At 37.9% G+C, this 9691-nt stretch carries 9 protein-coding genes and 1 pseudogene; 5 read left to right on the top strand and 5 right to left on the bottom strand.

What is annotated here, in order from left to right; translation table 11 throughout:
* Nucleotides 1-637: 637 nt before the first annotated feature.
* The 3 genes from F6K15_RS36305 (at nt 638) to F6K15_RS36295 (ending at nt 4762) form a co-directional block, all read left to right on the top strand.
* On the top strand, nt 638-2353 hold the full coding sequence (locus tag F6K15_RS36305; protein ID WP_293070756.1) for an extracellular solute-binding protein: 1716 nt from the start codon (nt 638-640) through the stop codon (nt 2351-2353).
* Nucleotides 2354-2592: 239 nt separating this feature from the next.
* Nucleotides 2593-3315 carry a hypothetical protein gene (locus F6K15_RS36300; RefSeq protein ID WP_293070755.1) on the top strand — a complete coding sequence of 241 codons (723 nt, stop codon included), beginning with the start codon at nt 2593-2595 and terminating at the stop codon, nt 3313-3315.
* 334 nt (nt 3316-3649) lie between these two features.
* Nucleotides 3650-4762 carry a substrate-binding domain-containing protein gene (locus F6K15_RS36295; RefSeq protein WP_293070754.1) on the top strand — a complete coding sequence of 371 codons (1113 nt, stop codon included), beginning with the start codon at nt 3650-3652 and terminating at the stop codon, nt 4760-4762.
* 46 nt (nt 4763-4808) lie between these two features.
* Here the strand turns inward: F6K15_RS36295 and F6K15_RS36290 are convergent, their stop codons facing one another.
* Together F6K15_RS36290 and F6K15_RS38945 are read right to left on the bottom strand one after the other, a co-directional pair.
* Complete coding sequence (locus tag F6K15_RS36290; protein ID WP_363269469.1) at nt 4809-5195, bottom strand: Uma2 family endonuclease; 387 nt, start codon at nt 5193-5195, stop codon at nt 4809-4811.
* A 9-nt stretch (nt 5196-5204) separates the two neighbouring features.
* Nucleotides 5205-5372 carry a hypothetical protein gene (locus F6K15_RS38945; protein ID WP_363269467.1) on the bottom strand — a complete coding sequence of 56 codons (168 nt, stop codon included), beginning with the start codon at nt 5370-5372 and terminating at the stop codon, nt 5205-5207.
* A gap of 277 nt (nt 5373-5649) precedes the next feature.
* On the opposite strand from F6K15_RS38945, the gene F6K15_RS36285 reads away from it, so the two are divergent.
* The gene (locus F6K15_RS36285; RefSeq protein ID WP_293070752.1) at nt 5650-6192 is read left to right on the top strand and encodes a hypothetical protein; all 543 of its coding nucleotides are present in this window, start codon (nt 5650-5652) and stop codon (nt 6190-6192) included.
* A gap of 14 nt (nt 6193-6206) precedes the next feature.
* Here F6K15_RS36285 and F6K15_RS36280 read toward each other — a convergent pair whose 3' ends face one another.
* From F6K15_RS36280 to F6K15_RS36270, 3 genes are all read right to left on the bottom strand, one after another.
* Nucleotides 6207-7358 (bottom strand): beta-ketoacyl-ACP synthase, encoded by a 1152-nt coding sequence (locus tag F6K15_RS36280; protein WP_293070750.1) that lies wholly within the window; start codon nt 7356-7358, stop codon nt 6207-6209.
* Between the two features lie 154 nt (nt 7359-7512).
* Nucleotides 7513-8265, bottom strand: a complete 753-nt coding sequence (locus tag F6K15_RS36275; RefSeq protein ID WP_293070748.1) for a peptidylprolyl isomerase — start codon at nt 8263-8265, stop codon at nt 7513-7515.
* Nucleotides 8266-8652: 387 nt separating this feature from the next.
* Complete coding sequence (locus F6K15_RS36270; protein ID WP_293070746.1) at nt 8653-9216, bottom strand: photosystem I assembly protein Ycf4; 564 nt, start codon at nt 9214-9216, stop codon at nt 8653-8655.
* A gap of 348 nt (nt 9217-9564) precedes the next feature.
* Between F6K15_RS36270 and F6K15_RS36265 the strand changes: the two are divergent.
* Nucleotides 9565-9691 (top strand): annotated as a pseudogene (locus F6K15_RS36265) (photosystem II D2 protein (photosystem q(a) protein)); the annotation flags it as partial.

Below are 9691 nucleotides of genomic sequence, written 5' to 3'. Positions count from 1 at the left end.
TGTAATTATTTATTACTAATTGCTGTTAACGTAGTTCTTCCGGAGGAGGCTAGCTAACTGCTAATAGCTGTTTGCGCAGCATTCCGCAGGAAATACTTACATAATTAATTATTACCTCTTCTTAAAAACGGATAGGATTTAAACCTTAATTATTTGGTAAGGGTAGGAGTCAAAATGAATGGTTTCAATACTATTTTTTTCTAAGTCAGAAATTATCTTTTTTATCAAAGGGATATCTCCTGTAAAATCTTTTGTTTTTTGTAATTATTGCTGCTCTTTGGCATTCAGTATAGCTTACAGTAGATTCCTCACATAAGAGTTACAAATATTAACGCTAAGATATTCGTAATAAGGGATCTTGCGCGTGAAGGATATACTTCACGCCTAATGAAATTTGCTGTAAGTATTTGGGATAGACCACTTTTTTTTTGATGGAGCGATCGCCTGATTCAATACCTTTTAATGTCTTTACAGCAGCTATCTAGTTGATGAGTTACAAAGTTTATTGCTCTAGGGAACAGGGAACAGGGAACAAAGAATACAGAAATAAATAGTTTAATAATTATACCTCACTATCCTCAAAAGTGCTGTAAACCTATTTTTAACACTTAGTATTGATAACGTAAATTCACCAATTATGATTACTAAAAAGAATCAAAAAATTAAATATCTGAGCATTTATCTCTTAATGCTGTTAACTGCTTGTGCAACACCAGACAATACCAATACCACAAAAAACAATCAAGGTCTGGAAATTAAACTATTAATGGGAAGTGCTTTAGGAGACTTTTGTGAACAAGCTGCAGAAGGTTTCAATCAACAACAACCAAAACTGAATGATGGTACTTCTTATTATATAAGTTGTGATGCTAAAGGTAGTGGGGATGTAGTTACCACAGTCATGTCTTTTGCAGAACAATTTCAAACCGGAATATTATCTGCTGATGCACCTGAATTTCCCACAATTATTTCTGTGGATGGTGAGATATATCATGCTCAATTGAAGTATCGAATGGAACAATTATTTCCTGGGCAAAACTATATTCCAGAAATTACAGATGCACCAATGTTAACAAATAGTCCGATGGTATTTATGGCACAAGAAGACATTGCCAACGCTATAGAAAATGTTGATGATTTATTTAAACCTCTAGTGACAGCAAAAACCCATCGCGACATCAACTCTTCTGCACCACCAACTCCTATTTATTACGTTCACACCGCCCCCACTCGCTCCAATTCTGGTTTACAAACTCTTGTATCTCAATTTGCATCAGTATCTGACAAGCGACCAGAAAATATGACAGTGGCAGATGTAACCCGCTATCAAAATCAGGTACAACAAATTCAAAGTAAAATTACTCGCTACGGTAAGTCAACCAGTTCTCTAGCGAAATCAATGGTCAAAAATGGCCCGTTTTGGGCATCTATTGGTTCGGTTTATGAGTCTTCAGTAATTGCTGCTAATACCCATCGGCAACCAGGGCAACCAAAATACAGGGCAGTTTATCCCCAAGCAACTTTTACTTCTAATATGAGAGCAATTGTTCCTAATGCGCCATGGGTAAGCGAGGTAGAAAAAGCTGCTGCTACAGAAATTATTGCATATTTACGCTCGCCAGAAGTCCAAAGAATTGCTACTGATTTAGGATTACGCCCTGCGGTACCTGGTATTCCCCTCGGTACAAAGATTAGTGCGGCTTTTGGAGTTGACCCCAATGCTAAATATGACTCCTACCGTCCACCAAAACCAGAGGTAGTAGAGGCTATGTTAAAATCTTGGCAGGTGTATGCCAAAAAGCCTTCGTTAGTTGTAGTGTTAGTTGACTCATCAGGTTCGATGCAGGGGGCGAAATTACCTGCTGTTCAGAATACTTTACAAACTTATATTAATAGTCTAGGACCTAATAACCAAATTGCTCTGATTGATTTTGATAGTGAAATTCGGCCTCCAGTGGTAGTTGATGGAACTCCAGAGGGACGCGATCGCGGTCTACAATTTATTAGTAATTTGAAGGCTGAAGGTGGCACAATGTTATATGATGCTACTCTTTATGCTCGTAACTGGTTACAGCAAAATCTTAGAAATCAGGCTATTAATGCCATATTAATTTTAACTGATGGGGAAGATTCTGGTTCTCAAATTCAGTTAAATCAGTTAAAAAATGAATTACAAAAAAGTGGTTTTAATTCTGACCAAAGAATTGCTTTATTCACAGTTGGATATGGTAAAGAAGGAGAGTTTAATTCTGATGTTTTGGAAAAAATTGCGGAATTAAATGCTGGTTATTATCGCAAGGGCAACCCAGAAACTATTTCTAAATTAATGTTAGATTTACAAGTGGAATTTTAAAGGAAGAAGGAAGAAGGAAGAAGGAAGAAGTAAGAAGGAAAGAAGGAAAGAAGGAAAGAAGGAAAGAAGGAAGGAAGGAAAGAAGGAAGGAAGGAAAGAAGGAAGGAATCAAACTAGGTCAAGGTCAGTTTTTTCCCATACTTTGAATTGTCCTTAAATCTATCAATACTAATTCCTGCTAAAAAGCAATGAATTAATAGCTGATAGCTGATAACTGATAGCTAAATGCTTACTAAATTATGAAGTTAGTCAACCCACTTTATCATCCCCTTACCATTTTAATTGGCGGCATTACTTTAATTGTAGGAGTCAGATTTGCAGGTTTACCTAGCATAATTATGTTACCAACCGCAGCCATAATTTCCACGGCTGGAGCAACATTATTAAATTCCTCAAAATCTGAATCAATACAACTAAAAAATCCAGCTTTAGTCAAAGAAATAGAATCTGTTAAACAGCAGGCAAATTTATTAGCAGAAAAAGCCAATAATCTTCGCCAAGAAGCTGGAAAACTTCTGACTGGAACTCCAGAAATGGAACTATTAGGATTTGTACAATATGCTTGCGATCGCTCCTACGAACTTCCGATAAAAATTGACAAAATGGTAAAACGTTTACAAGGAGATGATTCTTTATTATCCACTTCTGAACTCCAGAGACAATTAAATGAAGTTGAAGCAAAAATGTCTAGTAGTAGAGGTATTGCCAGAGAACAATTAACTAAATTAGCAACAAGTTTGCAGCGAAATATTCAACTAGCAAATCAAGGGCAAGATGCTAGACAAGCACAAGTTATTAGTCTTTCTACTATGATTCAAGAGTCGGCTGGTGTTTTACAACAAATGCAAAATAAACTGAGAATGGCTGATTTAAGTAATTATCAACAACAACAAGAATTGCAGGCACTATCTCAAGAACTTCGCAGTTTTCAAGAAAATATTGATTTCTTAACTAGCTATTAGCTTTTAGCATTTCCTGACAGAATGCTCCGCAAACAGCTATCAGCTTGTAGGGGTGATTCGCGAATCACCCCTACTTGGATTTAAATCCCCTTCTAAGAGGTTGTCTGAGAAGTCTTTGCTACATCTAAGCCCCCGCGCATCCCCCAATTTTGGGGGACTTTTAGAAACAAATATACTCTTGTTCCCCCCAAAGTTGGGGGGCCAGGGGGGCAAAATTCAGTATCAAAAAACTTTTTAGATACCCTCTAAACGTTTACTGCTGACTGCTGAGTGCTGACTGCTTTTTTAATATGCTTCATTGACCTGAAAAATTCTATAATCAAACAAAAAAACTATGAAACCTACTAACAAAAAAAAATCACTAATTACATCTTTAGCAATTATTTTAGCATCCCTGAGTTTAACATATATTCCACTCCCAGAAATCTCAAAAAATATTGTAGTTGTTAGTGGCACCGAACTACAAGAAATTCTGCCTGAATTAGAAACTAAATTTGAACAAAAATATCCCCAGATTAATTTAGAACTCAAATATCAAGGTTCCCAAGATATTATTAATAAATATGTTGATGACCAAAATGATTTTACTCCCACAGTTTTAATTCCTGCTAATAGAGAAATTTTAGAAGAATTAGAAACAAGATGGAAGGCACAAAATAATAGTGAACCTTTTTATGACAAACCACAACCAATTGCCAAAACAATATTAGTAGCGATCGCTTGGCCGGAGCGCGGTCAAATTTTATTTCCTAATAATCAATTTAGTTGGCGAAAAATTTCTCAAGCAATGGAAACTGGAAATTGGGAAAAAATTGGAGGTAAACCACAATGGGGTAGTTTTGATTTTCTCACTACTAATCCTACTCGCTCCAATAGCGGTCAATTAACATTAAGTTTATGGGCAAAATCAGAAATTGGAAGAGCAACTCTCACCAGTCAAAGTTTAAATAATTCCTCAGTCAAATCTTTATTTAGTTTAGTCAAACGTTCAGTTTATTTGCCTCCACGTTCGACTGATATTTTATTACAAGAATTTATTGCCAAAGGTGAAAATGATGCAGATATAGCAACAGTATATGAAAGTATTGCCTTGCATCGATGGGAACAGTCTCGTACTACCCAAGGGCAACCATATCAAATTTATTATCTCAATCCTACCATTGAAACAGTTTCCACAGCAGCGATCGCTAGGCGTGATATTAGTAGCGGTATGGTTGACGCAGCCAGAAAATTTATTGATTTTCTCAGACAACCAGAACAGCAGAAACTATTTGTACAGTATGGTTTTCGTCCTGTAGACCAGAGTTTTGATTTGCAGAGTGTACCAAATAGTCCCTGGAGTCAAAATATCCCTGGAGTCAAAATGAATCCTGGGGTGCAAACTATCTCCACTCCTAACGCGGAGGTGTTGACAGAAATTAAGCGTTTATGGGAAAGAGCAAATTAGGGAGGGGTTAGCAATTAATAATTAATAATTAGGGTGAAAATTTCTGTTAATCTCCCAATATTTCATCAACAGTAAAAGTTGCATCAGGCAAAGCTTGAATTGTCACAGTTTCACCCCTTTGAAAAGTCTGCACAATTTCATAACTATTCCCTGTAGGTTGTCGGTAAACTTCCAGACATTCTTCAGTCAAATTTACCAACCAAACTTCAACAATATTATTCTCAGCATATAAGGGTACTTTTACTTCTCGGTCATATTTGATTGTTGTATCTGAAGCTTCTATGAGGAGAAATACATTTTCTGGTTGAGGTTGTTGAGTCCGATAAAAATCTGGTCGTCGTTGCAGCAAACTTATATCTGGTTGTGGTTCAGAAGTATTATTCAATCTTACAGGATCTTGAATTCCCACAGTAACAGTTTGTGCTAAACGCAAAATGAAAAGTTAGGCAAGACATTTCACACAAGCGGGGTGACGAATACCCATAGGAGACATTTTGATAATTTCTCCTCTGATTAGTTCTACTCGTTCATTTCCAGTAAATACTCCTGCATCTTGCATTTTATAATACTGGTCTACAGTAAATAGTTGTCGCAATAATTGTATAGACATTATCAACTCCTTGAGAATAATTCATTATATGAATTTATTGTACAGAAATTATCAACTCCTTGTGTGCTATACAAGCATTAAGCCAACAACTTATACTAATTCATACAAAAGTGAAAACTGCTATAATTTTCAAAACCTGTACTTAGAGTAATAAAAAAATATAAATGTTGTTTATTTATTTGAAATATTAATAAGAAAGCTTACAATTTGGTTCCGTTACTACTAATACCCCATTAAAATAACTGAATTTAGAATTAGTCTTTAAAATAAGCGAGCAATGATTTCAAACTATTCCAACTCCGAACAATCTCAGCCAGAAGAAAAACCTCCGCATCAACTGGAAGAGGAACAAATACGGCGCGATATGTTGAGAGGTAGGGAATTTACCCTGGCTGATGTTATTGGTCAAGAAGGTGGTTCTTTTATGAAAGGGGAATCTCCAGTTCCTAAACTGGTGCAGGTCAAGACTGAAATTAATACTTTAATTAGCCAGAATTTGCGGGATGTCTCAGGAGTTTTACAAGCAGTTCTATATAGGTGGGTTGAGGAAGATACAGCCCGAATTAGTAAACATCTAGATGCACCATTGCAAGCTTTATTGGGATTATTGAAATCCATTTTGGAAAATCCCCCAATCCTTTATGAGTTAGTACGTCAGGTCGATATGCTGTGGGGAGAAATGAATAATGAGCGACCTTATTTTCAGCGTCCGGGACAGCCACCTCACCCCGATGATGAATATACCCATGAATCAGTTTATCAACAGCTTGTTGAACTTACCTTTTGCCTCAATTCTAAGCCTGAGCAAGATTCACTTTAGAAGGTTTGAGTATTTCAACAGTTATGACAGATCGCCAACGCAGCATTTTGTCCCCCAAACCCAAAACTCAAACACAAAACATTTTCTACCTGAGACTGACGAGCATACCGAACCAAGTTTAGGTCAAATTCTGCTTCATTTAATCCCACACAGGGAGGTAAAATCTGATGCTCGATCGCCATCAAACAAAATGCTGCTCCCAATGCTCCAGATGCTCCCAATGTATGACCTGTCGCTCCCTTTGTCGAACTAACTGCCACTTTCTGAGGAAAAATTTGCTCAATTAAATTAGCTTCATGGCGATCGTTTAATTGAGTTGCTGTTCCATGAGCATGAACATAGTCAATATCTTCCGCAGATAAACCGCTTCTTTCCAAACATTGAGCGATCGCCAACATTGCACTTTTGCCACTCAAATCTGGCGCAATACCATAACTTGCATCATTTGTCAAACCAAAACCCCGAATTTGACCATAAATTTTAGCCGCTCTTTGCTGTGCAAATTCAGCAGACTCCAATACCAAAACAGCAGCTCCTTCCCCCAAAACTAACCCCTCCCGATATCGGTCAAAAGGATAAGCACCTGTTTGAGCCAAAGCTCCCATTTTCCGAAATCCTGCTATAGTCAGAGGTGTAATGGGAGATTCCACAGCACCCGCGATCGCCTGTTGACATTGACCCGTTTCTATTAACTCCACAGCACGAGCGATCGCCCATATCCCCGTTGCACAAGCAGCCATCGGAGCTAAAACAGTACCCTTTGCACCTATCTGACTCGCAGCAAAAATAGCAGGTTGATGGGGCAACAAATTAATAAATGAAGTGTCATCTTTTTCCAGATCGTTTTGCTGACCATCTCCAATAAGCTGCTTTTTTGCCAACTTTTCCAGCATTCCTTGATAGCCACGACTAGAACCGATGACTACACCACATTCAGGTAGGGGCAGTGCTAAACCTGAAGATTTGACAGCAGTTTCTACAACTTCCTTGGTTAACTGAGTTAAATTAACAGGTTGAAAATTTATTAAACTCAAAGGTAGGGGAGGTAATTCTGCAAAAGGTTGATATAACTCAATAGCAGACTTACCCTCCAACAGTTTTTTCCAACTTCTATCGAGGTTCCCCAAGGCAGAAGTTAGACCAATACCCGTAACTACAACTTCCACAATTAAGTTATCAAAATCATAAGGGTCTAAAACCCCGCCGGGAAGTGGCGAAATATTTTTGGAGCGAAGCTCAAATCCCCTACTTCCCCTCCCAGGAGGGGAGGGGTTAGGGGTAGGTTAACTTCTGACTTCTGACTTCTGACTTCTGACTTCATTAAGATTCGCTGCTATTGGGTATAGTTAAATTTTCCAGACCTTCAACAACTTTAGCTGACTCAATGCGATCGCCAGCTTCAATATTATCAACCACTTCTTTCATCCCTTGTGTCACATAACCAAATACTGCATAGTTACCATTCAAGAATGGCAGGTCGGTTAAAGTAAAATAAAATTGGGATGAAGCAGAGTCAGGAAATTGAGAGCGGGCCATTGCTACTGCACCTCTTGTATGAGGCAAAACAGGTGGCTGCGCAATACCAGCTTCTTCTAAAGTGTTACTGTAAACTGGCTCTGAAGCATCTTGAGGTTTAATTTCCAGAGGAATGTAACGTTCACTAGAGGTTGTGGCGTCTATAAAACCTCCTGTACCTAAATTATTTAAGGGGATATTGAGGTCTTTACTTTGAGGGTCGCCACCCTGAACCACAAAAGGTTGAGGTTCGCGCACCACTCGGTGAAATGCTAGCCCATCATAAACCCCTTTTTCAACTAAATCAATAAAGTTACCTGCTGTGACCGGAGCATTTGTACCATCGACTTCTATGGTAATAGGAGAGGCATTCACTGTCATCACCACTGTTGCTTTACCATTGAGCTGAGGTAAACTACTGTACTTAGCATCTAATGTTGTTTGACTTGATAGGGTCGAAACTTCTGTATTAGGAACAGAGGTGGCAGTACATCCTGTCACCAACAAAGTTAGTACTATGATTAATGACAATAACCACTGGCTGATTTTTCTTTGCATTTTCACTAAAATTATTATCGTGGACTTTAGACATTCAATATTGATTTTATAGATTTTTCTGGCACTCTTTCAAAGGGAGCAAGAGTACCTATCCCTAATAATCTGGAAATTCTAAATCATCCCAAGTTAAGTCTAAAACCTAAAACTTATACAAAGTGCGGTCTAGCCATGCCACAAGAGTAAAGAAAGAAGAAATAAAGGAAAAAAATGATAGGGATTAGGTAACTTCTAGGATGGGAAAATAGCTAATTTTAGTCATCATTTTCCAATTTCTTGTTTGATCGTTGATATTATATAGCAGTCGAAGAAAAAGGCGCTGACAGTTCAAAAGTTTAAAACTCAGACAAAGTAAGACTGTTCCTTCTTCCTTCTGCTATAAGCCTTCTGCTATAAGCCTTCCAAAGGGACTTGAAGAAACTTCGCCAGTTGAGCTGCTTCATTTTCTAATGTTGACAAGGCCAATGGTTGACCTACACGGGTAAGAGGAATTTGCCTACTGTCTTTGAGACGAAGATATATAGCTCTACGGGGATTGAGACCTTCTTTAATATCTACTTTAATAGATTGCACATTTTCAATAGGACAAGTAAATTCTACTTTACGATTCTTACCGGGAAATCCCCAGCGAAAAATCATCACCTGGCCTTTCTCTTGGTTATACTCATTATAGCCACCACCAATGTCCCAAATAATAGTTAACCACAAAAAAAGTCCATAGACGGTACCAAGCACACCATAAAATCCCATAGCTATTCCCTGGGGTAAAAAATTAAGTTGGCTAGGGTCAGCAACAAATAATAGATTAACTTTGAGATAACTAGATATCCCTGACAAGAGGAAACCAATACCTCCCATACTGACAATTACAGCCCAGAAGTAATTACTGAGACGACGAGACCCTATAATTTCTTTACGCAGTAAGCGATCGCCTATCAAAGTTTGAGTAGTCATAAATCCTCATCTATTACATAATTCTCCATTTTAAAATTTTTTAGACCCAAAATATATTTATATCTAAAATCTAAAGTAAAGCTTAAATAAATTTAAGGTATTGGGAAAGATAATTGCAAAATTTCTTAAATATATATATACTTATGTTAACTTGCTTAAGAAAGCAAACTTTTTAATAAAAACAGCGGGAAGTCCCGCGCTCTCCCGAAGGGGAACATAGAAAAAACAGGGGGAAGGCATCACCTCTGTATAAACAGCGACTCCGCATGTGAGTTGAAGAATCCCGCAGTGTCGCGTAAGCGCAACGTCGGGAGTATGTCAATAAAAGCAAGAGGATATAAAAGTACTATGACTGTAGCAGTCGGACGCCCGCAGAGTCAAAGAGGACCATTTGATGTCCTGGATGACTGGCTGAAACGCGATCGCTTCGTATTTGTAGGCTGGTCTGGTATACTATTGTTCCCATGTGCCTTCC

This window comes from Okeania sp. SIO2B3, from assembly GCF_010672525.1.
In the GTDB taxonomy this organism is placed as follows: domain Bacteria; phylum Cyanobacteriota; class Cyanobacteriia; order Cyanobacteriales; family Microcoleaceae; genus Okeania.
The sequence above is the reverse complement of the archived record's forward strand: the minus strand, read 5'-3'. Positions and strand labels throughout refer to the sequence as shown.

Coding starts and splice junctions, on each gene's coding strand:
- F6K15_RS36305 (WP_293070756.1), top strand. CDS start 638: ATGATTACTAAAAAGAATCAAAAAATTAAATATCTGAGCATTTATCTC.
- F6K15_RS36300 (WP_293070755.1), top strand. CDS start 2,593: ATGAAGTTAGTCAACCCACTTTATCATCCCCTTACCATTTTAATTGGC.
- F6K15_RS36295 (WP_293070754.1), top strand. CDS start 3,650: ATGAAACCTACTAACAAAAAAAAATCACTAATTACATCTTTAGCAATT.
- F6K15_RS38945 (WP_363269467.1), bottom strand. CDS start 5,372: ATGTCTATACAATTATTGCGACAACTATTTACTGTAGACCAGTATTAT.
- F6K15_RS36285 (WP_293070752.1), top strand. CDS start 5,650: ATGATTTCAAACTATTCCAACTCCGAACAATCTCAGCCAGAAGAAAAA.
- F6K15_RS36275 (WP_293070748.1), bottom strand. CDS start 8,265: ATGCAAAGAAAAATCAGCCAGTGGTTATTGTCATTAATCATAGTACTA.
- F6K15_RS36270 (WP_293070746.1), bottom strand. CDS start 9,216: ATGACTACTCAAACTTTGATAGGCGATCGCTTACTGCGTAAAGAAATT.